We start from the raw sequence: 21,589 nt of genomic DNA, 5'->3' as shown, positions 1-21,589 counted from the left end.
GGCCAGGAGCTCGGTGAACTTTGTAGTTTCCGGCGCCCCCGTCATGGATTCTTTCTCTCCCCTTGCAGGCGGGCCTGTGGGGACGACAGTGACGATCAAGGGCACGGGCCTGAGCGCGGCCACCCACGTGAACCTTGGCAACGCCTGGATAGGCGCCTCCAGCTTTACTTTTTTCACTGACACCGAGATCAGGTTCGTGGTTCCCTCCTCAGCGTCCACGGCCCCGCTAAGGGTGACCTCGCCCAACGGGGAGGCCAGGAGCTCGGTGAACTTTGTAGTTTCCGGCGCCCCCGTCATGGATTCTTTCTCTCCCCTTGCAGGCGGGCCTGTGGGGACGACAGTGACGATCAAGGGCACGGGCCTGAGCGCGGCCACCTATGTGAACCTTGGCAACGCCTGGATAGGCGCCTCCAGCTTTACTTTTTTCACTGACACCGAGATCAGGTTCGTGATTCCCTCCTCAGCGTCCACGGCCCCGCTAAGGGTGACCTCGCCCAACGGGGAGGCCAGGAGCTCGGTGAACTTCGTGGTTCTTCCTCCTTCATTCTTATTCACTCCAAATACTCTCAGCTTTACTGATGTGCCTGCCGGTAGTAGTGACACAACTTCTTATCAAGTAAGTGGGGAGGGGTTAGCAAATGGAACACCTGTTTCTATCAATATTGCCGATGCTAACAGCCCTTTTACGATCTCTACTTCTAAAAAAGGTACGTATAGTCGTTCATTGTCTCTCTCAAACATAACTAACTATAGGTTGAGTACTACAACCATTTGGGTGAAATACTCTCCACTTGTGGCAACAGCTGACGGTGCTCCGCATACTGGATCTATTGTTCATTCACAAGGCTCAGGTAGCAATTCCCTAGCAATAAACGCAACAGCTGTTGGCCCAATGCCTGTAGAGTTAGCATATTTCACTGCAAAGGCAAAAAATAACGATGCTATACTTGAATGGAGAACAGCAAGTGAACAAAATAACTCTCATTTTGAAGTTGAGATGGCTGTTGGATCACTAAACAACTTTGCAAAAGTAGCCTCGGTTGCAAGTAAAGCAGGAAACAGTACTACTGCATTAAACTACAAGCACCAGCAGCACCTTCCTAACTACGGACAAACTGTTTATTTCCGACTGAAGCAGGTTGATGTTGATGGTACTTTCAGTTATAGTAAAACAGTTGCAGTAGAAGCTTCTGCTCAGCAACAGCAATTACAGCCTGTAGTGGTTCCTAACCCAGTTAATAGTAACTCTAGATTGATCTTAACTTCAAACGGAAGTGATAGGGCAACTATACAGCTTAGCTCATTAGCTGGAAAGCGCCTGTTTGCAAAAGAGGTTGCTGTACAGAAGGGCTATAATGAAGTTGATTTGCCTGCTATGGGTAGATTAGAATCGGGAATGTATGTCCTGACAATCGAATTAGATGGTAAAGTGCAGCAGGTAAAGCTTATAAAAGAATAGTAAATAATTAGATTTGATAAACAAGCCGCTTTTGCTTAGCAGAAGCGGCTTGTTGTTTTTTGAACTGATACGAATTGCTCTACATCTGCTTAGCAGCTCCCTTCGTAGATAAACACCTGAAACATTGGTTTATTGCGGGGCATACTTTAATTTTGGACGCATAAAATCTAAAACCAGCAATGCAAAGAGATACAGCGATATTTGATTTAATAGAGAAAGAAAGAGCCAGACAAACTCATGGTATAGAACTTATTGCCTCTGAAAACTTTGTTTCGGAGCAGGTAATGCAGGCTATGGGTAGCGTAATGACAAACAAGTATGCTGAAGGTTTGCCAGGTAAGCGTTACTATGGTGGTTGCGAGGTAGTAGACTTGTCGGAGCAATTGGCTATAGACCGCGCAAAAGAGCTTTTTGGCGTGGAGTGGGTAAACGTACAGCCTCATTCAGGTGCACAGGCCAACGCTGCTGTAATGTTAGCTGTGTTGCAGCCAGGAGATAAAATCTTAGGGTTTGATCTTTCGCACGGTGGTCACTTAACGCATGGCTCGCCTGTAAACTTCTCTGGTAAACTGTACCAGCCCTCATTTTATGGTGTGGAGCAGGAAACAGGTCTGATTGATTTTGACAAAGTTGTTGAGACAGCACGTCGTGAGAAACCTAAGCTTATTATTTGTGGTGCCTCCGCATACAGCCGCGATTGGGACTACAAAAAACTGCGAGCCGCTGCCGATGAGGTTGGCGCCTTACTTTTAGCTGATATCTCTCATCCGTCTGGCTTGATTGCAAGAGGCCTTTTGAATAATCCGTTCGATCATTGCCATATTGTAACCACTACCACGCATAAAACCCTTCGTGGCCCACGTGGCGGTATGATCATGATGGGTAAAGACTTCGAGAATCCATTCGGGCTTAAAACACCAAAAGGTGAAGTACGCATGATGTCTTCAGTATTAGATGGCGCAGTGTTCCCGGGAACGCAGGGTGGCCCGCTGGAGCATGTAATTGCTGCAAAAGCTGTAGCCTATTTCGAAGCTCTTTCTGATGATTATCTAACCTATGTGAAGCAAGTGCAGTTAAACGCACAAGCTATGGCCAAAGCATTTGTGGAGAAAGGCTATAACATTATCTCAGGCGGTACTGACAATCATATGATGCTGATTGACTTGCGTTCTAAAGGTTTAACAGGTAAGCTGGCAGAGAATACACTGGTAAAAGCTGATATCACGATCAACAAAAACATGGTGCCTTTTGATGATAAGTCGCCTTTTGTGACATCAGGTATGCGCGTAGGTACTGCAGCTATAACTACACGTGGTCTGAAGGAAGGTGATATGAGCCGCATAGTTGAATTGATTGATACGGTGCTGGTAAACAATGACAGCGAAAGTAAGATCACCGAAGTGCGCAAAGACATTAACAACTGGATGCAGGATTACCCGCTATTCGCTTACTAAATAAAGAACAGGAGCCATTTTGATGGACCAACCATACTTAGATGAGGAACCGCAGCAAGAAATGTCCTTCGTGGACCATTTGGAAGAACTGCGGTGGCACATCATTCGAGCATTAGCCTCAATTCTTATTTTTGGAACAGCAGCTTTTCTTGCAAAAAGCTTTGTGTTCCATGATATCATACTTGCACCGTCGCGACCTGATTTTTTGAGTTACAGAATTATGTGTCAGGTGGGCGAAAGTATAGGCTCAGATGTACTGTGTATAAAAGAAATGGGCTTTACCATCCAAAGCAGGCAAATGAGCGGGCAGTTCACGATGCACTTGATGGTATCGGCTATACTTGGCCTGGCATGTGCTTTTCCGTATGCATTCTGGGAGATATGGCGTTTTGTGAGACCAGGCCTTTACCCGCAGGAGCGTAAAAATTCGCGCGGTGCAGTTTTCTTTGTATCTGTACTTTTTGCGATGGGGCTGCTGTTTGGTTATTACGTGGTATCCCCTATCTCAATCAATTTCCTGGCCGGGTACCAAGTAGATCCGACTATCGTGAATGAGTTTGATCTTTCTTCGTATATATCAACATTGACTACGCTGTGCCTGGCGTGCGCCTTTATGTTTGAAATGCCCGTAATCGTGTACTTCCTGACAAAGGCAGGACTGGTTACCGCAGAAACTATGAAACTGTACCGCAGGCATGCTTTTATTGTGATACTGATAATTGGGGCAATTATTACGCCTCCGGATGTAATAAGCCAGCTCTTAATTTCGATGCCGCTGATGCTGTTATATGAAGCAAGTATAAGCATATCCAAATCCATAAGAGCAAAAGACCTGAAGCGATTAAACGAAAATAATACACTATAATGGCACAAAAGATTGCAATTGGCGGAGACCATGCAGGCTATACTTATAAAAGCATGCTGAAAAAGGAAATGGCTGAACTAGGTTATGAAAACCTTGATTTTGGCCCGGATTCAGAGGCATCTGTAGATTATCCTGACCATGTGCACCCCCTGGCGAAGGCTGTGATAGCTGGCGATGCGGATTTAGGTATACTTATATGTGGCAGCGGCAACGGTGTAGCCATGACAGCAAATAAGTATAAAGAGATTAGGGCTGCCCTTTGCTGGACATCTGAGTTAGCCAAACTAGCCAGAGAACATAATAATGCCAATGTACTGTGTATTCCTGCCAGATTTGTAACCGAAGATGTTGCGAAGGAAATGACAAAAGTGTTTCTGGAGACAAAATTTGAAGGTGGACGCCACCTGAACAGAGTTAACAAAATTGCTGCCTGCTAAGGGCAGCAATTTTTATTTTAGCTTATATACAGTGGTGTCTCCTGCTGTTTGTTCATACTTTCCGAAAACAGCAGGCAGCTTATACTTCAACTCAGGCATCAGGCCTTCTTTATCCAAGAGATAGGCGGGAAGTTCGCGCTCAAAATTCTCATGAATCTCAAACACTGCCTGGTACTCATTTAGATCACCGAAATGGCGCTGTGCCAGCTCCCAGTTTAAATAGGGAGTAACAGGTTTGTTGTGCAGATAATAGCCCAAGTCTTCTCCTAAAACAAGCAGCGTTTTATTGGAAATAGAAGAGTCAGAATTATTCTTTAGCACTAGTGGCGACTCATCTAGGGCCAGGTACTGATTAATGCCGAGCAGAGACCTGTAGCGTAGTACCACCACTCCTGCCATTGTAACCAGCATAATAGTGCTTAATATCCATTTCTTTTGCCCGGAAGTAAATAAGTACTCACTAAAGTAAGCGATAGGGGGAAGCGCAAGTATAAACGTTGCGACCGTAATTTCATCGCGGGTAAAAATAACAAGCAGGCTTACCACCATCCACACCCACATCACCTGCTGAAACTTAACCTGGAACACCAGGCGCTGTGGCAGCGAAGAGGCACTCATAAAAGAAAGTATAGCTATGATAGCAGGTATAGCCATTAACTTGGCTACATCAGACGGAGGCCTCAGGAAATCTACCTGCAGTTGCCATGGTCGGAACAGGTGCATCTCCAGGAATTCCGATAAAGCACCATTGTAAAAGTAATAGGTCATCAGCACCACGTACGGAAAAGCGAAACCGCACAACATGAGCAAAAAGCTACGGAACGTGTTGGAGGCAAACAGAATTACTGCAAAGGCACCGACAATCAGGAACATGGTTAAGGGCAAATAGCTCAGTGCAGCCAGGCCAAGTATAAAACCACCCACAAAAAGCCTGTTGTAATCAAAGCCTTCTTTGGATAAGGTTACAATATAAGGCAGTGAAAGTATGATAAAGGTGTTGCCGATAAGTAGTGGCGTGAGCATGTTAAACTCAAAAGAAATGCTACCGAGTACCAGATACAAAAGGGCAGGCAAGTAGTTTTTGCTGGCATATACATTGTGCCGGTTCAGGGTGCTGTTTAAAAGTATAGCCTGCAGCAGCAGCAGTACGACAGCCGTTATCCTGTACACCAGAAAAGAACGTCCCGCTAACAGGTCCAATAGCCAGAAAACCATGGCAGAAAGCGGGGCTGTGTTATCATACACATCACGGTACACGCTAAAGCCATCTGCAAGTCGCTCCCCTACCAGCATGTGCAGCAACTCTGTAGAGGTAGCTGTTTCTTGCAGTAGAATTAAAGGCAGCTGGATAGCAAGGTAAATTATAACCAGCAGGATCAGTCGGGAAGGCAGTATGCTGCGAAAGTAACTAATCAAGGAAAGACAGAGTTAGAAGAAATTATAAACATACCTAACTCGAAATGAGTAAGGCGCTTTTGGGGTAAAAATGCGAAATTAATATGATATTTGCATCTTCGTATGGAAAGTAAAAGACAACAGAAATTTTCGCGCCTGATTCAGAAAGAATTGGCGGACATCTTTCAGCGTGAAGTTCCGCATCTGTTCGGGGGCGCATTTATATCAGTAAGTACAGTGCGTGTATCTCCCGATTTGGGCCTGGCGCGCACTTACCTAAGTGTTATGATGGCACCTAACCCACAGGAGGTATTGCTGGAGGTGAGGTTAAACGCAAAAACAATACGCCACCACCTGGCGCAGCGCATCAAAAACCAGGTACGCATCATACCTGAGTTAACCTTCTACCTAGACGACAGTGCAGAGTATGCCGCTAACATGGACAAGCTGTTCTCTGGTTTGGAAATACCTCCGGCACCTGAAGAAGACGAAGACGACGACATTTATACCAAATAACAGAAGCATAAGCTTTATTTCACCCTATGCAGTACGACCCTATAAAGCGCGTGCTTGGCGATGCCTTTAACAAAACACCTTTTCTTCGCCGCGTATTTTACAACCTGCTAGACCTGCTGTTGCTGCGAACATGGCATGTGCACAAAGAACTGCGCGAGTGGGCCACCAACCGCAAAAACAAAGAGCAACATATTCTGGATGCAGGTTCAGGCTTTGGGCAGTATACGTACTATCTCTCCGGCATGAGCAGCAAGTGGAGTGTGCTGGCTGTAGACGTAAAGGAAGAGCAGATATCAGACAGCAACTGCTTTATCAGGGCAATTGGTCGCCACAATGTATTATTTAAGATTGGAGACCTGGTAAAGTATAGAGAGCCTAATAGCTACGACCTGATACTTTCAGTGGACGTGATGGAGCATATCCTAGAAGATGTGGAGGTTTTCAAGAACTTTCAGGCTTCGTTGCGCTCAGGTGGTATGCTGGTTATCTCAACCCCTTCGGACCAAGGTGGCTCGGATGTACACGGTGACAACGAAACATCTTTTATAGAAGAGCACGTACGCGACGGTTACAATATACAGGAAATCCAAGACAAGCTGAAGCAGGCAGGTTTTAGGAGAGTAGAGGCGCGTTACTCTTATGGCAAGCCGGGACAGATCTCCTGGCGTTTATCTATGAAGTACCCGTTGCTGATGCTGAATGCTTCAAAAATATTTTTCCTGGTGCTGCCGTTCTACTACCTGGTTACCTTCCCGGTAAGTATGCTGCTTAACTGGATGGATGTAAACGGAAAACATGCCTCAGGCACGGGCCTAATTGTAAAAGCGTGGAAATAACTCTAAGAGTTCTGAGTCACTAGTTCCGAGTTAATACTAATAACGAATAACCAAAACGAATAAAGAAACTTGAACGTCCCTTTTCTGATAGCGAAGCGATACTTTTTCTCTAGAAAGAAGAGGAACATCATCAGCATTATATCCAATATTGCCATGATAGGCGTGGCTGTTGGGTCTGCTGCTCTTATTATAGTACTCTCGGTTTTTAACGGCCTGGAAGACCTAATCCGGGAAATCTACTCCAGCTTTGATCCGGACTTGAAAGTTACAGCCGCCGAAGGCAAGTCGTTTGAGACAGATACCGAGTTCATGAACCGCATACGCAGAACACCCGGTGTAGCTGTGGTATCGGAAGTAATAGAAGATAATGCCCTGCTGCGCTACAACGAAAGGCAGATGGTGGTGAAGGTAAAAGGCGTAAGCGAGAACTTTTTCCAGCAAAACGAGATACCGGAATCGGTGGTAGAAGGCAGCAGTGAGTTGATTTATGACGATACGTACCATGCCCTGATCGGGCGCGGTGTGCAGTACCAACTCTCCATCAGGCCGAATAACCAGTTTGTGCCGCTGCAGTTCCTGTACCCCCGGAACACAAAGTTCAATCCACTCAATCCAGAAGGGGCTTTCAACAGCCTGAACATAACGCCTGGAGGCGTATTTGCTATTGAGCGGCAATACGATGATGCTTATGTGTTTGTGCCTCTGAACTTTGCCGAAGAGCTGCTGGAGTACGGCCGCAGGAGAACAGCACTGGAGATAAAAGTGGAGCAAGGCTTTCGGGTTGATCAGGTAAAGCGCTCGCTGCAGGATCTCCTAGGTGCAGATTTCAAAATTCAAAACAGTGATGAACAGCATACTAGTCTGTTGCGGGCCGTAAAGGTAGAGAAGCTCTTTGTGTTCATTACGTTTGCCTTTATACTTTTCATTGCTTCGCTCAATATCTTCTTCTCATTGTCTATGCTGGTGATAGATAAGAAAAAGGATATTGCCATACTTGCCTCTATGGGTGCCACAGCCAACACTATTCGCAACATATTTTTGATGGAAGGAGCATTAGTGGCCTTCATCGGTGCAGCCTATGGACTTACACTAGGTATGCTTATTTGTAACCTGCAGCAGTCGTTTGGCTTGGTAAGTATGGGGATGGCCACCTCAGTGGTAGAGGCATATCCTGTAAAAATGGAGATAGAAGATTTTATCTTTACCGGCTTGGCTATTGTCATTATCACGCTGCTGGTCTCCATCAGGCCGGCACGCAGAGCAGCGGCAATGTCTGTAACCGAAAACCTATAGCTATAATATAGCTGCTCTCCCCAGTAAGTAGAGCAAATTGCTTCTATCTGTTTTTCTTTCCTAGTACTAAACTTCCCTATTTACTTAAACTTTTGATGTGCGTGGTTGTTAAAAGCAGAATTTAGTTAAAAGGTATTTCTGGTAAGCCAAGACCAGTTTTTTTGGTAGGAATTGAGCCTTTTAAAGACTAAATTTGAAGTCCGCAAATTTTCTTTGGCATGAAAGTTTATACCACTCAGCCTTTTCAGGTAATTTATTCTTTATTCGAGCATGAGTATCTGGGGTACCTGTTTGAGTCTTTTGTGGTGCAGATAAATACCAAAGGCCAGCTTACCTTACAGCACCAGAACATTTCCGCAAAAAATGCCGATGAGTTTGCAGCCCGCTTGGATGCTGATGACTTTAAGTTGATACAGCTGATTGACCAGATACAGCAGGATGCGGTGCTAAAGCGGTTTGCTTCAAAAAAAATGTCGGCCGCCGATTTCTTCCTAAAAGTATATGATCCTGAGAAAGGTGATAAAGCTTTACAGGAGAATATCAGCCATTACATTCAGGGCCGTATGGGCAAGATATTGGAATTGCTGCGCCACGATAAACAAACCTTTATCATGGGCAAAGACGGTGAGCCAACTTGGAAACAGATATATTTGGCTCCTGAAAAGGCGTCGGTGCTGTTCCATTTCATGCGCAACGAAGATAATACGCATTATTTCCCTAGGATCCGGTACAAGGGTGAAAAGCTTGAGTTCCAGTATAAAAACGCGGCGCTGATATGCTACGAGCCAGCTTGGTTGCTGCTTAACGGTGTAGTATATAGTTTTGACAAACCTATAGACGGTAAAAAGCTACAGCCATTCCTGAATAAGAAGTTTATTGCCATACCACGATCGCTGGAGGAGAATTACTACCGCAAGTTTGTAGCGCCTTTACTCGAGTCATTTGATGTGTTTGCAAAAGGATTTAACATACAGGACGAGAAGTATGAGCCAAGTCCTTTTCTTACCTTCTCTGAGATTTCGGCCGCTGATGTGCCTGCCACCAAAGTAAACGGAGAGTCAAAAACAGACCGTGCAGCAGGGAAGATCCTGTTTAATCTGGCCTTTAAATACGGAGATCATCTCTTGAATACGCAGGAGCCTAAGCGCATCAGCGTAAGTATGGAGAAGACAACGGAGTCTTACATCTTCCATAAGCTGGTTCGCGACCTGAGCCGTGAAAAAGAATTTGCAAAAGAGCTGAATAAACGAACACTGGAGATAAAGAACGGACAGGCAGTACTGGATAAGAGCGAAGCCTTCTCTTGGCTGAACAACAATCTTCAGGATTTGGAGCAGTTGGGCTTTACCGTGCAGCAATCGGCACAGAGTGGCAAAAACTACTTTATTGGGGAGATTACACTGGACGTAGGCATTACAGAGAAGAACGACTGGTTTGATATTTACGGCACTGTTCGATTCGGAGAGTTTGAGATCCCATTCATCAAACTGAAGAACCATATTCTTACTAAAAACAACGAGTTCATACTTCCAAATGGGCAGGTAGCTATTATACCGGAAGAGTGGTTTACGCAATACATTGAGCTTTTTGCCTTTGCTGAAGGCGAAGATCAACTTACGCTGAAGAAGCACCACATGGCCTTGGTAAACGATCTGCAGAACGGAAACCTGGCTACGGTAACTATGAGCCGCAAACTAGAGAAGCTGCGTGAGTTCGAAACTATAGAAGATCAGCCGCTGCCGGCCGGTTTTAAGGGAGAGTTACGCCCATACCAAAAAGCTGGCTACAACTGGCTGCACTTTGTGCAGAACTACAAGTTCGGGGGCTGCCTTGCCGATGACATGGGTCTGGGTAAAACAGTACAGACGCTGGCTATGCTGCAGCATCGCAAAGAAAACGGAGCTGAAACGGCCTCGCTGCTGGTTATGCCCACATCACTGGTTTATAACTGGATGAATGAGGCCCATAAGTTTACACCAAACCTGCGCATACTTAACTACACCGGCACCTACCGCGATAAAAACGTGGAGCTGTTCCAGGAGTATGATGTTATACTTACCTCCTATGGCATTGTGCGCCTGGATGCGGAGCTGCTTAAGTCATACTATTTCGATTACATTATTCTGGACGAGTCACAGGCTATCAAAAATCCGGACTCGAATACTTCGCGTTCGGTGCGGGAGCTTAAGTCGCGGCACAGGCTTATACTTACCGGCACGCCAGTAGAGAACAGCACCATGGACCTGTGGTCGCAGATGTCGTTCATAAACCCAGGTTTGTTGGGCAACCAGCACTTCTTCCGCAACGAGTTCCTGAAACCGATTGAGAAGGACAAGGACGAGCAGAAAACACGCAAGCTGCATTCGCTTATTAAGCCGTTTATACTTCGCAGGCACAAATCACAGGTTGCAAAGGAGCTGCCGGAGAAGATCGAGCAAACCACGTTCTGCAAAATGACGGAGGAGCAGGAGCACGCTTACGAAGAGACAAAGTCATACTACCGCAACAAGATACTGAAGAACCTGGAGGAGCACGGGCCAGGCAATACACAGTTTATGCTTTTGCAGGGCCTTACAAAGCTGCGTCAGATCGCCAACCACCCGCTCATGACAGACCCTGGTTACGAAGGTGAGTCGGGTAAGCTGAAAGAGGTGCTCCGGATGACGAAGAACATCGTAGCCAAAGGCCATAAAGTTCTCATCTTTAGCCAGTTTGTAAAGCACCTCGATATCATCCGGAAGTCTTTAGATGAGAAAGAGATATCGTATACTTACCTAGATGGGAACACAAAAAACCGCCATGAGCAGGTAGAGCGTTTCCAGAGCGACCAAAGTATACAGGTATTCCTGATCTCGCTGAAAGCAGGAGGTGTGGGTCTTAACTTAACAGCCGCAGACTATGTGTTTATACTTGACCCGTGGTGGAACCCAGCTGTAGAGGCACAGGCCGTAGACAGAGCACATCGCATCGGGCAGCAGAATACGGTGTTCACTTACAAATTCATTACAAAAGACACAGTAGAGGAAAAGATTCTGGCGCTGCAGAACAGGAAGATACAGCTGGTGACAGACCTGATCAGCACTGATGAGACCATCATCAAAAGCCTTACAAAAGAAGACATCGATAACCTGCTTAGCTAATAAGCGCAGAGAAACAAAAAAGGCCTGTACTGTACAGGCCTTTTTTGTTTGTAGCTGTTGATCACCCTTTGCCGTATGGCAGTTTTCTGGACGCTTTGCGCATAATGGCATTGATAACAGAGTAAGTGTCGCTGCCGAGGCCACCGTCCAAGGACTTGTGGTAGCGCCACAGCAGTTCGCCTGTTTGCCCGTCGTTGATGGCAATGCTTGCGGTTCCGGTGTTTGTAGTCACAGAGTAGGGCTCAAACAGCAGGCTTAGTGCAATGGCAGCTCCATCAGATAACGGCTTATCTGTTTGTAGCGAGCCACTTACTATGGCGTCTACACCCAGTAAATCGGCAAGCTCCTCGTGCGTGTAGTCGCGGATGTTCTCGCGGGTAATGTTGTTCCTGAATAGCAATGCATTGGTTTTGTGTACATCCTGGAAGTCTACACTAAAGTCTTCTTTGCCTTTCTCTTTCAGGAAGTAAGAGTACAAAGCACCCTGCACCGCGTAAGACTCCTTCTGCTCCAATTCTCTTTGCCCTTCCGGGCCTAGTTTTCTCATTTGGTTAGGGCGAAGGTTGATAATCGTCTCGAAAGGCAGGATCGCGATTGTTTGGTGCTGCTGTGCCTTTACAGGGAAATCAGGGCTTGTGTAAATGGCTCTGTTCATACAGCTTCCCAGGAACAGAGGTGACATAAACAGGATCAGGTAAAAAATCTTTTTCATAGTTTTATAAATTTGGTAGTGTAAGTTTTATAGCTGGTGTTCATCAGCATGAGCAGCAAAACAAATAATATTCCAGTTTCATATATAGCTTAAAAAAATTGTTAAAATATTAGACAGGTGCAGCGTATTATAAGTAACATATAATAAATGTGTATAACTTTTTTCACAGGAGGAGGTTAAAAAGCTAAACATATACTATGCAGCTCCATCTAAAAACAGCCGTGGCACAAGATTATCTTCAGGTGTTTAATGCATTTGATGAAAGGCTCTTCCGTAAACTATCGCCGCCCTATCCTAAGTTAAAGCTGAACAGGTTTGATGGTTCCGAACCCGGCGATGTGGTAGAAGTGGAGCTGCAGACAGGGTTTAAGAATTTCCAGTGGACCAGTCTGATAACAGATAGAAGTGTAACAGCCACCGAAGCATACTTTATAGACCAGGGCCAGGAACTGCCCCCTCCCCTGCGGCAATGGCACCACAAGCATTTGGTTACCAAAAGCGGCAACGGCAGTATCATACATGATATTATTACCTACAGCACCGGCTCTGGCATACTTGACTTGCTGATGTACCCACTGATGCGGCTGCAGTTTGGTATGCGGAAACCGGTTTACCAGAGAGAGTTCGGGAAAGTATAAATCATCAAAACCTTTACCCTACTCCGACAGTTACTGCACAAAGTATAAATTGCGTAAATGTAAAGTATGACGAAAGCAGCCATTATAGGAGCCGGCATTGGAGGCATAGCAGCGAGCATACGCCTGGCTGTTAAAGGCTACGATGTTACTGTTTTTGAGGCGAACGAAACCTTCGGCGGCAAAATGCAGGAGTTCTGGCTGGGCAAGTATAGATTCGATGCCGGTCCGTCATTATTTACCATGCCGCACCTCGTGGATGAGCTGTTTACCCTGGCCGGCCGCAACCCTTCCGACTACTTTACTTACAACCGCCTCGACCCTATTACCCACTACTTCTGGCCCGATGGCAGCCATGTTAAAGCCTACGCCGATGGAAGTAAGTTTGCAGCCGAGGTTAGTAAGCAACTGGGAGTGCCGGAGCAGGCGGTGCTGGAAGCTTTGGCTAAAAGTGCAAGATTATATAAAGGTACGGCAGATACATTCCTGCACAAGTCGCTGCACAAGCTGGACACTTACCTGAGCCCTGATGTACTAAAGGCGTTAAGCTGCCTCTCCGACCTTGGCCTGACCACTACCATGCACCAGGAGAATGCAAAGCAGTTTTCTGACCACAGGTTTGTGCAACTGCTGGATAGGTTTGCTACTTACAATGGCTCTGATCCCTACCAGGCGCCGGGCACGCTTAATATTATCCCGCACCTGGAGCACAACATTGGCGCTTTTTATCCGGAAGGGGGCATCTATGCCATTGCAGCCAGTTTGGTAAAACTAGCAGAGGAGTTAGGAGTTGAGTTCAGATATAACGAGCCGGTAAAGCAGATCTTAACCTCAGGCAAAAGTATAACCGGCATAGAAACTAGCCAAAGCAAGTATAAAGCTGATGTGGTGGTGAGCAACATGGATATTGTGCCAACCTACCGCAGGCTATTACCTAACCAGAAAGCGCCGGAGCAGACACTGCAGCAGCCACGCTCCAGTTCGGCACTTATCTTTTACTGGGGCATAAAGCGTTCTTTTCCGGAGCTGCACGTGCACAACATCTTCTTTAGCCAGGACTATAAAACTGAATTTGAGCACATCTTCAAATATAAAAGTATAAGCCAAGACCCAACTGTTTACATCAACATCACCTCCAAAGCAGATCCGCAGGAAGCACCAACTGGCTGCGAGAACTGGTTTGTGATGGTGAACGTGCCGCACAATCAGGGGCAGGACTGGCAGCAGTTAACCCTGGCCACACGGCAAGCAGTGCTACAAAAGCTAAGCAAGATGCTGGGCACAAGTATAGAACCACTGATAGAAGAAGAGCAGGTACTGGATCCGTTACTTATCGAAAGTAAAACTTCTTCGTTTGGCGGGGCACTGTACGGCAGCAGTTCCAATAACAGAATAGCAGCTTTCTTGAGGCATCCTAATTTTAGCAGTAAACTAAAAGGGTTATACTTTTGCGGCGGCAGTGTGCATCCGGGTGGCGGTATACCTTTGTGTTTGTTATCTGCTAAAATAGTAGGCGAGTTAACACCTGCCCCTAACGTTATTAATACTCCAAGCCATGCTTAAAACCATCGGGACACAGCCACAAACGCACAGCAGGAGCAAGTATAAAAAGTATGGCTTGCCCTTGGCTATAGCTGTGCTGGTTATTTTTCATGCAGTTGGCTTATGGGGGTTATTGTTCAGCGGCGATCCGGAATATTTCCAAAACCTTACTCCCATGAACCTGCTGCTAACCAATGCGCTGCTGTTCTCTTTTCATAAAAGCTGGAACAAAGACTTTATACTTTTTGCCATATTTGTGTTTGCTGTTGGCTTTTTTTCGGAGGTAGTGGGTGTGCATACGGGGCTGCTGTTCGGGGATTATACTTACGGGGAGGCACTTGGACTAAAAGTATGGGAGGTGCCCGTGCTAATAGGCCTTAACTGGCTAATGCTGGTTTATACTACAGGGCACATCAGCAACTATACCGGCTGGCATTGGATTGCCAAAGCCATATTTGGTGCAGGCTTAATGGTGTTGCTTGATTTCTTTATTGAGCCAGTTGCGATGCAGTATGATTTTTGGAGTTGGAGCGGAAACACTGTGCCATTCACTAATTACGTTGGCTGGTTTATGATTGCTTTGGTACTGCAACTATACTTCCATAAATCTGACTTTAAAAGGCAGAACAGATTAGCTCCTATGGTGTACCTGGTGCAGTTGCTCTTCTTCGTAGTGCTATTTCTATTCATCATTTAAGTAAAGCTAGTTGGTTTACTGTTACCAAAACAGCTAACTTGCGTAGCTATACACTCAGCAGCATATTGCTGCTTTATGTTTTTAAGTTGCTTTAATATCATTATAAATGACGTTCCTGGAAACAATTTTGGATGAGATACTTCAGATCTTTAAAAGAGAAGGTATCGAAGCTAACACAGAGGCTGACATTATTCGCAAATTGGATATCAGGTCTACTACATTCCATGAGCTGTTTTCCAGTAGAGAGAATATGGTGCTGCAGGTGATCAGATATGATGTAGAGCAGCAAAAGCGCGAGCAATCGGAATTATTGGCAAAAGCCTCTAATCCGGTAGAGCAAATCATGATGCTTCTAGTGAATGGGATTCAGAAGATGAAGCAGATTAATCCTGTTTTTATTGCTGATCTGCAGAAGTACCCGGAGGCATGGCAGGTGAGTATAAACTACGTAACCAACAATAACCAGGAAGTTAATGCCGACATCCTGAACCAAGGAATCATAGAAGGTTATTTTAGAAAAGACCTAAACCTACAATTGGTGACCAAAATTATACTTGAACAGTTCTTTATGATGATCAATCCGGCTGTATTTCCTCCGGGCAAGTATGATCTGGCAGAGGTATTCAGGAGTATTTACCTATACTATGTACGCGGCATCTGTACCGACGCTGGAGGCAAGCAAGCCGAAGAATTCTTTGCGCGAACCAATCTATAAAAACCAAAAGGCCCGAGCTGTGATTCGGGCCTTTTTAATTAAAGCAGGATTATGATTAGTTGATAGACACGCGCACTTTCTTTGTGTATTCGCGCAGCGCGGTCTTAAAATCTACGTTGTTCTCGTTCATATGGCTGATGATCCAGATGGCAGCATATACATGGGTTAGCTGCTCTCCTTCGTCATCTCCTTCTACCTCAATAGCCAATGGCTGTTCTTCCATCAGAGCATTTTCGGCAGCGCCTAATTCTTCTAAGTTATAGTTCTCAACAAGTTTTTTTATTGCAGGTATCTTCATGGGTTTGTGTTATGCGTCTAGTTTATGAATAAGGGCTAGTACAGCCTCTTCCTTGCTGGCAGCTACAGAGTCCAGCAACTGCCCGTTCTTAAACACAGCAAAGAAAGGCAGGTTGGTAACGTTAGCCAGTTTGCGTGCCTCTGGGCTTGTCTCAGCATTTATGTCCACAAAGGCGATGTTTGCAAAGTTCTCGTCATCAGACATACGCTTAAACTTAGGAGAAAACAAGCGGCAGCTGCCACACCAGTCGGCGTAGTATTTTACCACCACCTTTTGGTTTGAGTTGATCACCTCCTGAAAGTCGTTGTCAGATGAAAGTATAACTGCCATAGTATTGTCTTTTTATAGTTTCTGAAATTGTTCTTGTATCTGTATTAATTTACTAGTGCCAAAAGTAAAAGTTTCAGCCGATAGTTTAGTTATTGCTTTGATAGATTTAAATTATTATATAATAGGTTTTGTTTATAATGTAGTTAGTCTAAGGGTAAATTAATTCTGTTGTATAGCAGAAACTAAACTACTTGCTTTAAAGTTATAGCATAGAACAAATTAAGCCTGTAGATTTATTAGCAAAGGCAAAACGGAGTACAGAATCTTAGTTGCCAATTTAGTATCTTTGCAGCCTATAACCACACAAGACCCATGTTAGATAAGTTAGAAGCCATTAATCAGCGATTTGAGGAAGTAAGCCAATTGCTTATACAGCCTGATGTGGCCAGCGACATGAAAAAGTTCAAGGCGCTGAACAAAGAATATAAAGACCTTGATAAGATTGTAGTTGAATATAAGAAGTACCTAAACATCCTAAGTAACATCGACAGCGCAAAGCAAGTGATCGCTACTGAAAAGGATGAGGACTTTCGTGAGATGGCAAAAGAAGAACTGGACGAGTTGATTCCGCAGCGCGAAGCTATGGAAGACACCCTGAAAGAGCTACTTATCCCTAAAGACCCAAATGACAGTAAGGATATTATCATGGAAATCCGTGCAGGTGCTGGTGGCGACGAGGCCTCTATCTTTGCCGGTGACCTGTATCGCATGTACAGCCGTTTTGCAGAAAAGCAGGGCTGGCGTATGGAGCTAATGGATGCTACCGAAGGTACATCTGGTGGCTATAAAGAGATTATCGTTGGCGTATCCGGCGAAGATGTGTATGGCAAACTGAAGTTCGAATCTGGTGTACATCGTGTGCAGCGTGTACCGGCTACCGAAACGCAGGGTCGTATCCATACTTCGGTTGCATCGGTGGTAGTGTTACCAGAGGCGGAGGAATTTGACGTGGAGATTGATATGAACGATATCCGCAAAGACCTTTTCTGTTCTTCAGGACCAGGTGGCCAGTCGGTAAACACTACTTACTCGGCGGTTCGCTTAACGCACATCCCTACCGGTATCGTGGCGCAGTGCCAGGACCAGAAATCGCAGCTGAAGAACTTTGATAAAGCGCTGGCGGTACTTCGCTCACGTATTTTCGAGGTGGAATTGGCTAAGAAAAACGAAGCCGAAGGTGCACAGCGTAAAAGCATGGTAGGCGGCGGCGACCGCTCTGACAAGATCCGTACCTATAACTACCCGCAGGGCCGTGTTACTGACCACCGTATTGGTTATACAGTATACAACCTGCCGAACGTAATGGACGGTGGTATTGATGACTTTGTGGAAGAACTACGAATTGCTGAAAATGCTGAAAGACTAAAAGAAGGCGCGACAGCAGAATAAGCTAAACGCAACCAGATATAGCAAAGGAATGTAGTAAGGCAAGTATAGCTGCGCTGCATTCCTTTTCTGTTTTAAGCTGAATTACTAAATTGCTTGACTATTAGTTTGCTGACGGCTGTATCTTTAGCTTGTATGTAAAGTATAGCCTTTAAACTACAATAGCAGCAACATCAAAATAACTGCTTCTGACTGTCGTTTACCGAGTAATAGTATTAAATCATTCTTCTCAACGAATAACAAATTTGAGGTACTTACTGGCCATACTTCCCCTTTTGTGTCTGTTCTCAGTAATAGGTTGCGAGCCCAAGGATGAGATCTTTACCACAGACCCTAATGCTGTGCTGGAGTTCTCTGGCGATACTGTGCTGTTTGACACCGTATTTGTTAGCAGAGGAAGTATAACCAAGCGCCTTAAAGTATATAACCCGAACAAGAAGGCTGTCAGGATAAGTGAGATCATGCTGGCGGGTGCAGGAGCATCGCCTTACCAGCTTACCGTAAATGGGGTGCAAAGCCCATTGGTAAATAACCTGGAGTTACGCGGTGGCGATAGTATTTATGTACTGGTTAAGGTAAACATCAACCCTACTGATGCTAATCTCCCCTTCCTGGTATCAGATTCTATACTTTTCAGAACAAACGGGCAGCAACAAAACGTAAAGCTGGTGGCGTACGGGCAAAATGCATACTTCCACAGAAAAGAAACTACCGGTACTACCACCTGGCTTAACGATAAACCGCATGTGCTGCTCGATACAGTGCTGGTGCAGGAAGGCGCTACGCTAACAATAGAGAAAGGCACTGAAGTATATGGCAGCAACAAATCGGTGCTGCTGGTAAACGGGAAACTTCTTTCTGAAGGTACTCCTGATGAACGAGTGGTGTTTAGCGGGTATCGTCGGGAGGCAGAATATTTAACTGCACCCGGCCAGTGGGAAGGTATCCGTATACTTACCAAAAGCGCAGGTAACACCCTAAAATATACCGACATCAGAAATGCCCTTTATGGACTCCGCATCGGTAACCCGGGAATGGCAGGTACTGTAGTAGAAAGCTGTGCCATACAGTATGCTTTTTTAGATGGTATTGTAGCGTTTACTTCGGATGTTAAGATCATAAACACACTTATTCATAACTGCGGGCAGTATGGCTTTGGCGGCCTAGGAGGTGGTAATTATGAGGTACTTTATTCTACTATAGTAAGCTACAATAATCCGCTGCTTCGCGAAACACCTTTGTTCGTTGTAGCTGATTTTATACCTGGCACCGAGATCAAGAACAAGCCTTTGTCACTCAAGCTGGTTAACTCTATAATATATTCAGATGGTTTTAATGCAGTGGACGAAGTCCTGATAACACCACTCGCTGCAAGTATGGATATTAGCAATAACCTGCTGCGCACTGAAGTATATAAGGATGTGCTAAACAACAATGGCAACAAGTTAAATGTGGCTCCCAAGTTTAAAGAGCCGGCCAAAGCGAACTTTGCACTGGATACACTTTCACCTGCAAGCGGAGCAGCTAAGGTTTTGCCAAGTATATTTACTGACCTGAAAGGTAAACCTCGCAGCACAACCGCACCAGATGCCGGCGCTTACGAAAGGCTCATTGATTAATTTTGAGTGACTGAATGAGTGGATGAGTGAATATAGTAGTCATTTAAAAGCTTGAGTATATATACTATACCCAAGTGTTTAAAAAGCGCTAATCATTAAGCAGTTTAACATTCGCTAACTCACTCAATCACCAATTCACTAATTGTAAAACTATGTGGTTTCAGAAAGAGATACGACTGCCTGCTGTTAAACGAGGCTTCCATCTAATTACAGATCTGATCGTGGCACAACTGCCGGAGCTGGAGGAGGTTAATGTAGGGCTGGCACATATCTTTATCAAACATACTTCGGCCAGCCTCACTATAAATGAGGACGCCGACCCTACCGTACGGCAGGACTTTGAAAGCCACTTTAACCACATGGTACCTGAAAACCAAAGCTACTACCGCCACACCCTGGAAGGCTCTGATGATATGCCGGCACATTTAAAAGCAGCCATACTTGGTTCTTCAGTAACAGTGCCTATTTCTAACGGAGAATTTAACTTGGGCACTTGGCAAGGCATTTACCTCTGTGAGCACCGCGACCACGCCTCTAAGCGCACCATCGTAGTTACACTGCAGGGAGAGTAGTTTTTTTAAAATTACGAATTACGTTTCCTTAAGCAACAAAGTCAGCTGCAAGTATAAAGAGCTAGGTCTAATATCTTAGATCCAGATCCTGACTCAGCACTCGTAACTCAGAACTCGAGACTCATAACTCAGAAACCTACTTTACTACACTTATTTTATTGATTACTGTGCCATTGGTGCTGGTGATGCGCAGGAAGTAAACGCCAGCTGGCATGCTGCTTATATCAAAGCGTAGTAACCTGTCTCTGGCTTCTGCCACGTAAATTACCTGGCCCAGCTGATTTACAAGCTCTACCTGGCGCACTAAAACACGGGCTGGTTGTTCAATGACAACAAAGCGAGAAGCTGGGTTAGGATATACTACCAAGTCACTAACAGTAGTGTGTATATACGCTTCTTTTACCTGAGTATTAGATAATTTATCGTTTGCGATGGTTAGCTTCACGTCATACTTGCCTGGCTGTGGATAGGTAACAGTTGGATTCTGTAGTGTTGATGTAGCAGGCACTCCACCTTCAAATTCCCAGAAATAAGATATTGGCTTAACTCCTACCGATGCATCCGAGAATTTAACAGTAGAGCCTGCTGCAATAAGCGTATCGTTGGCAACTGCTGTTGTAAACTCTGCACGAAGTGCATAGGCACAGGCAAGTGATCTTGTAATAGCATCCCTTGATGTGCCCAGTACAGCCCGCATATATGCACCTTGCCCCTGCGTAAAAAGGTTCATACAAGCATCATCGGTGTAATCCATATAGTTTTGGTACATGTCGCCAAAGGGAGCATCTGTACAAGAAGAAACCATCCCTGAAGGGCAGCCAACGTTTTCTGCTAATTGGTTAGGAGTGTCAGCAATATTATCACTATCCTGGCAAGTGGCTCCCCCGCCCCAAATGTGGCGCAAGCCCAGCCAATGCCCTACCTCGTGAGTAGCCGTTCTGCCAAGGTTAAAAGGACTATTAAATCTGTTGAAAGGTGGTGCTCCCACTGTAGTAAAGTCCAGTACCACTCCATCGATGGCTGCCGGTGCTCCTGGCGGTGTGGCATACCCTATTATGTAGTTGCTTAAGCTGCACACCCAGATATTCAGATACTGCGTACGGTCCCAAGCATCTATGCCTCCCCTGCTCGTAAATTTTACATCATCTGCTACATCGCTAAACGAACTGCGTGAGGTCAGGGTACGGGTGATACCTGTAGTTGGAGCTCCGTTAGGGTCTGTGGTTGCCAGGCAAAATTCTATCTCTGTGTCGGTGGCGAAAGGTGCAAAGTAGGATGGTGTGTTTGCCGCATCTTTGTTTTTCCTCCTGAAGTCAGCATTCAGAATTTCCAGCTGTGAGAGAATCTGCTCGTCAGAAATGTTTTGTGCAGGACTGCTGTGCACTACATGAAACACTACGGGAATAACAACAGCGGCCTGACGTAAGTAATGTCCATTTTGCTGTTTCTGCTGCAAAGCCTGCTGCACTGCCTGTTCAGCCTGCTGCTGTTGCTGCTCAAAGCCTATATACCGCTGCTTCAGAGCCTGCACATAAGTATCTGTTCCGCAGGCGCGCTGTGCAAGGCAGGGTACGGCAAAGTATAAAGTAAAAAGAACTGAGGCTAAGATTACGCGCATAAGCAGACTGCAGGTAAAGTATAAAGCGCCAAGTAAAAGTAAATTAACGTCTTAGCTATACAAATATACT

Annotated in this window: 20 protein-coding genes and 1 pseudogene; 16 read left to right on the top strand and 5 right to left on the bottom strand. The window is 45.4% G+C overall.

What is annotated here, in order from left to right:
- Positions 1-43: 43 nt before the first annotated feature.
- The 5 genes and pseudogenes from H8S84_RS20380 to rpiB all read left to right on the top strand — a co-directional run.
- Positions 44-445: pseudogene (locus H8S84_RS20380) on the top strand (IPT/TIG domain-containing protein); the annotation flags it as partial.
- Positions 446-526: 81 nt separating this feature from the next.
- Positions 527-1,459: a T9SS type A sorting domain-containing protein gene (locus tag H8S84_RS20320; protein WP_317175445.1), complete on the top strand. Its 933-nt coding sequence runs from the start codon at positions 527-529 to the stop codon at positions 1,457-1,459.
- A gap of 179 nt (positions 1,460-1,638) precedes the next feature.
- On the top strand, positions 1,639-2,913 hold the full coding sequence (gene glyA, locus H8S84_RS14655; RefSeq protein ID WP_187068107.1) for a serine hydroxymethyltransferase: 1,275 nt from the start codon (positions 1,639-1,641) through the stop codon (positions 2,911-2,913).
- A gap of 22 nt (positions 2,914-2,935) precedes the next feature.
- A complete protein-coding gene (tatC, locus tag H8S84_RS14650) occupies positions 2,936-3,778 on the top strand; it encodes a twin-arginine translocase subunit TatC (protein WP_187068106.1) in 843 nt (280 codons plus the stop codon).
- The gene (gene rpiB, locus H8S84_RS14645) at positions 3,778-4,215 is read left to right on the top strand and encodes a ribose 5-phosphate isomerase B (RefSeq protein ID WP_187068105.1); all 438 of its coding nucleotides are present in this window, start codon (positions 3,778-3,780) and stop codon (positions 4,213-4,215) included. The genes tatC and rpiB overlap by 1 nt, the downstream gene beginning before the upstream one ends.
- Before the next feature lie 12 nt (positions 4,216-4,227).
- On the opposite strand, the gene H8S84_RS14640 is transcribed toward rpiB, so the two are convergent.
- Positions 4,228-5,631 carry a hypothetical protein gene (locus H8S84_RS14640; RefSeq protein WP_187068104.1) on the bottom strand — a complete coding sequence of 468 codons (1,404 nt, stop codon included), beginning with the start codon at positions 5,629-5,631 and terminating at the stop codon, positions 4,228-4,230.
- A 102-nt stretch (positions 5,632-5,733) separates the two neighbouring features.
- Here H8S84_RS14640 and rbfA point away from each other — a divergent pair, with 102 nt between their 5' ends.
- From rbfA to H8S84_RS14620, 4 genes are all read left to right on the top strand, one after another.
- Positions 5,734-6,126 (top strand): 30S ribosome-binding factor RbfA, encoded by a 393-nt coding sequence (gene rbfA / locus H8S84_RS14635; RefSeq protein WP_187068103.1) that lies wholly within the window; start codon positions 5,734-5,736, stop codon positions 6,124-6,126.
- Positions 6,127-6,152: 26 nt separating this feature from the next.
- Positions 6,153-6,962 (top strand): class I SAM-dependent methyltransferase, encoded by an 810-nt coding sequence (locus H8S84_RS14630; RefSeq protein WP_187068102.1) that lies wholly within the window; start codon positions 6,153-6,155, stop codon positions 6,960-6,962.
- 69 nt (positions 6,963-7,031) lie between these two features.
- A complete protein-coding gene (locus H8S84_RS14625; protein ID WP_187068101.1) occupies positions 7,032-8,255 on the top strand; it encodes an ABC transporter permease in 1,224 nt (407 codons plus the stop codon).
- Positions 8,256-8,473: 218 nt separating this feature from the next.
- A complete protein-coding gene (locus H8S84_RS14620; RefSeq protein ID WP_187068100.1) occupies positions 8,474-11,395 on the top strand; it encodes a DEAD/DEAH box helicase in 2,922 nt (973 codons plus the stop codon).
- A 61-nt stretch (positions 11,396-11,456) separates the two neighbouring features.
- Here the strand turns inward: H8S84_RS14620 and H8S84_RS14615 are convergent, their stop codons facing one another.
- On the bottom strand, positions 11,457-12,107 hold the full coding sequence (locus tag H8S84_RS14615; RefSeq protein WP_187068099.1) for a hypothetical protein: 651 nt from the start codon (positions 12,105-12,107) through the stop codon (positions 11,457-11,459).
- A gap of 197 nt (positions 12,108-12,304) precedes the next feature.
- Here H8S84_RS14615 and H8S84_RS14610 point away from each other — a divergent pair, with 197 nt between their 5' ends.
- From H8S84_RS14610 to H8S84_RS14595, 4 genes are all read left to right on the top strand, one after another.
- On the top strand, positions 12,305-12,745 hold the full coding sequence (locus H8S84_RS14610) for an SRPBCC family protein (protein ID WP_187068098.1): 441 nt from the start codon (positions 12,305-12,307) through the stop codon (positions 12,743-12,745).
- A gap of 66 nt (positions 12,746-12,811) precedes the next feature.
- Entirely contained in the window at positions 12,812-14,305 is a 1,494-nt protein-coding gene (gene crtD, locus H8S84_RS14605) for a 1-hydroxycarotenoid 3,4-desaturase CrtD (protein WP_187068097.1), read from the top strand.
- The gene (locus H8S84_RS14600) at positions 14,298-14,981 is read left to right on the top strand and encodes a carotenoid biosynthesis protein (protein WP_187068096.1); all 684 of its coding nucleotides are present in this window, start codon (positions 14,298-14,300) and stop codon (positions 14,979-14,981) included. Before crtD ends, H8S84_RS14600 begins: the two co-directional genes overlap by 8 nt.
- A gap of 106 nt (positions 14,982-15,087) precedes the next feature.
- Positions 15,088-15,696 carry a TetR/AcrR family transcriptional regulator gene (locus tag H8S84_RS14595; RefSeq protein ID WP_187068095.1) on the top strand — a complete coding sequence of 203 codons (609 nt, stop codon included), beginning with the start codon at positions 15,088-15,090 and terminating at the stop codon, positions 15,694-15,696.
- A gap of 55 nt (positions 15,697-15,751) precedes the next feature.
- Here H8S84_RS14595 and H8S84_RS14590 read toward each other — a convergent pair whose 3' ends face one another.
- Both H8S84_RS14590 and H8S84_RS14585 read right to left on the bottom strand, forming a co-directional pair.
- The gene (locus H8S84_RS14590) at positions 15,752-15,994 is read right to left on the bottom strand and encodes a DUF6952 family protein (protein ID WP_187068094.1); all 243 of its coding nucleotides are present in this window, start codon (positions 15,992-15,994) and stop codon (positions 15,752-15,754) included.
- Between the two features lie 9 nt (positions 15,995-16,003).
- The gene (locus H8S84_RS14585) at positions 16,004-16,324 is read right to left on the bottom strand and encodes a thioredoxin family protein (protein WP_187068093.1); all 321 of its coding nucleotides are present in this window, start codon (positions 16,322-16,324) and stop codon (positions 16,004-16,006) included.
- Between the two features lie 312 nt (positions 16,325-16,636).
- On the opposite strand from H8S84_RS14585, the gene prfA reads away from it, so the two are divergent.
- The 3 genes from prfA to H8S84_RS14570 all read left to right on the top strand — a co-directional run bounded on the left by prfA (position 16,637) and on the right by H8S84_RS14570 (position 19,901).
- Positions 16,637-17,713: a peptide chain release factor 1 gene (gene prfA, locus H8S84_RS14580; RefSeq protein WP_187068092.1), complete on the top strand. Its 1,077-nt coding sequence runs from the start codon at positions 16,637-16,639 to the stop codon at positions 17,711-17,713.
- 242 nt (positions 17,714-17,955) lie between these two features.
- Positions 17,956-19,329: a hypothetical protein gene (locus H8S84_RS14575; RefSeq protein ID WP_187068091.1), complete on the top strand. Its 1,374-nt coding sequence runs from the start codon at positions 17,956-17,958 to the stop codon at positions 19,327-19,329.
- Positions 19,330-19,481: 152 nt separating this feature from the next.
- Positions 19,482-19,901 carry a secondary thiamine-phosphate synthase enzyme YjbQ gene (locus H8S84_RS14570; protein ID WP_187068090.1) on the top strand — a complete coding sequence of 140 codons (420 nt, stop codon included), beginning with the start codon at positions 19,482-19,484 and terminating at the stop codon, positions 19,899-19,901.
- A gap of 136 nt (positions 19,902-20,037) precedes the next feature.
- Here the strand turns inward: H8S84_RS14570 and H8S84_RS14565 are convergent, their stop codons facing one another.
- The gene (locus H8S84_RS14565; protein WP_187068089.1) at positions 20,038-21,519 is read right to left on the bottom strand and encodes a M43 family zinc metalloprotease; all 1,482 of its coding nucleotides are present in this window, start codon (positions 21,517-21,519) and stop codon (positions 20,038-20,040) included.
- Between the last annotated feature and the right edge of the window lie 70 nt (positions 21,520-21,589).

Source organism: Pontibacter cellulosilyticus (genome assembly GCF_014306105.1).
GTDB classification, from domain to species: Bacteria; Bacteroidota; Bacteroidia; order Cytophagales; family Hymenobacteraceae; genus Pontibacter; species Pontibacter cellulosilyticus.
This window is presented reverse-complemented; position numbering and strand designations above follow the sequence as displayed.

Excerpts from the sequence above, each read along its gene's own strand:
- glyA (WP_187068107.1), top strand. The coding sequence starts at position 1,639 with ATGCAAAGAGATACAGCGATATTTGATTTAATAGAGAAAGAAAGAGCC.
- tatC (WP_187068106.1), top strand. The coding sequence starts at position 2,936 with ATGGACCAACCATACTTAGATGAGGAACCGCAGCAAGAAATGTCCTTC.
- rpiB (WP_187068105.1), top strand. The coding sequence starts at position 3,778 with ATGGCACAAAAGATTGCAATTGGCGGAGACCATGCAGGCTATACTTAT.
- rbfA (WP_187068103.1), top strand. The coding sequence starts at position 5,734 with ATGGAAAGTAAAAGACAACAGAAATTTTCGCGCCTGATTCAGAAAGAA.
- H8S84_RS14630 (WP_187068102.1), top strand. The coding sequence starts at position 6,153 with ATGCAGTACGACCCTATAAAGCGCGTGCTTGGCGATGCCTTTAACAAA.
- H8S84_RS14620 (WP_187068100.1), top strand. The coding sequence starts at position 8,474 with ATGAAAGTTTATACCACTCAGCCTTTTCAGGTAATTTATTCTTTATTC.
- H8S84_RS14615 (WP_187068099.1), bottom strand. The coding sequence starts at position 12,107 with ATGAAAAAGATTTTTTACCTGATCCTGTTTATGTCACCTCTGTTCCTG.
- H8S84_RS14610 (WP_187068098.1), top strand. The coding sequence starts at position 12,305 with ATGCAGCTCCATCTAAAAACAGCCGTGGCACAAGATTATCTTCAGGTG.
- crtD (WP_187068097.1), top strand. The coding sequence starts at position 12,812 with ATGACGAAAGCAGCCATTATAGGAGCCGGCATTGGAGGCATAGCAGCG.
- H8S84_RS14600 (WP_187068096.1), top strand. The coding sequence starts at position 14,298 with ATGCTTAAAACCATCGGGACACAGCCACAAACGCACAGCAGGAGCAAG.
- H8S84_RS14595 (WP_187068095.1), top strand. The coding sequence starts at position 15,088 with ATGACGTTCCTGGAAACAATTTTGGATGAGATACTTCAGATCTTTAAA.
- H8S84_RS14590 (WP_187068094.1), bottom strand. The coding sequence starts at position 15,994 with ATGAAGATACCTGCAATAAAAAAACTTGTTGAGAACTATAACTTAGAA.
- H8S84_RS14585 (WP_187068093.1), bottom strand. The coding sequence starts at position 16,324 with ATGGCAGTTATACTTTCATCTGACAACGACTTTCAGGAGGTGATCAAC.
- prfA (WP_187068092.1), top strand. The coding sequence starts at position 16,637 with ATGTTAGATAAGTTAGAAGCCATTAATCAGCGATTTGAGGAAGTAAGC.
- H8S84_RS14570 (WP_187068090.1), top strand. The coding sequence starts at position 19,482 with ATGTGGTTTCAGAAAGAGATACGACTGCCTGCTGTTAAACGAGGCTTC.
- H8S84_RS14565 (WP_187068089.1), bottom strand. The coding sequence starts at position 21,519 with ATGCGCGTAATCTTAGCCTCAGTTCTTTTTACTTTATACTTTGCCGTA.